Genomic DNA, 1,255 nt, shown 5'->3' on the forward strand with positions numbered 1-1,255 from the left:
CCTGAGCCGGCTGATCCGGGCGCAGAAACGAAGAAGCCCGCCGGAAGGCGGGCTTCTGTCATGCGTACAGCGGTGTAGTGCTTACTGCGGACGGTTCACCGAGATGTCGAAGAACGGCACCGGCGCGCTGAGGCTGATCATCACGCCCAAGCCGGTGTTGTTCAACGTCATGGCAATCCCCTCGCGCAGGCCGTTGGCGGCCGCGCGATAACGCAGACCCGGCACCGGGCTGTTCTGCGTCCAGCTGTCCGGACGGCCGTCGCCGCGCAGGCGCGAGTAGACGCCGGTCACCGGATCTGCCGCAGTGATCGTCGTCGACGCCGTTTCCATCAAGAGCGTGCTGTCGGCGAAGGCCGTGAGGTCCCAGTACGAATTCTTCGTGCCGACCACCGGCATCGCGCGGGCAATCGCCTTGGTGGCGATCATGATGCCGTTCGGCTGTGTGATCACGACCGTGAGCTGGCCGTCCGTGCCCTTGAACGCCACGGCTTGCGCAACGCCCGAGGTGTCCGTCAGGTCGAAGCCGCCAGTGGGGTTGACCGTGACCGTGCCCAGATCAGCGTCGAGCCATGGCGTGCAGGTGCTGGTACCCGTGCAATCCGCGCCGGCGGTCATCTTGCCGGCGGCATTCAGGGTGAACTTCACACGCGCGGGCGCGTACGGCACGCTGGGGTCGTCACGCTCGAAGCCCAGGCCGTTCCAGTCGCCAGCCAGTTCCGCCAGCGGCAGGGTCTGCGCCGGGACGATCAGCGGCGGGAAGACCGTGGGGGCACCGACACCCAGGCTCGGCACCACCATCATGCCGATGCCCGACTTCGCCACCATGATGTCCAACGCCATCGGGGCGGTGCCGAACGTGAAGTGGCAGGCGTCGCCGACAACCGGGGTCAACGGCGTGGGGGGAGCAATTTCGATACCGTCGGCGAAGCTGGTCACGGGAACGAACGACGTCGTGTCGGCGTTGAACTTCATCGGCCCGATGATGCCGCCCGTCACCATGAAGTAGTTGCCCGTGCGCAGGCCCGCGCAGGTGGCCGAGGCCGGCTGGAGAACCGTGCCGATGGCGGTCGCGCCGGCGTTGCTGCCCACTGCCGACGACAGGTCGGCCAGCGTGGTCTTCGYCGTGGCCAGGCGTGCCATCAGTTGGTCCAGCAGCTTGTCCAGCGCATTGCCGGCGTTGCCGCCATTGGCGGCCACCAGCGGTGCCTTGAACGGGTCGATGCCCGTCAGGTCGACCACGCCGGTCAGGACCAGG

The 1,255-nt window shown here is 67.5% G+C and carries 1 protein-coding gene; it reads right to left on the reverse strand.

Features of this window, described 5'->3' with window-relative positions; genetic code table 11:
• Positions 1-81: 81 nt before the first annotated feature.
• The coding region (locus AB4Z27_RS29040; protein ID WP_441645986.1) for a hypothetical protein at positions 82-1,255 on the reverse strand (1,174 nt) is incomplete at its 5' end.

Origin of the sequence: Cupriavidus sp. KB_39 (assembly GCF_052114485.1) — a bacterium.
Lineage (GTDB): Bacteria > Pseudomonadota > Gammaproteobacteria > Burkholderiales > Burkholderiaceae > Cupriavidus.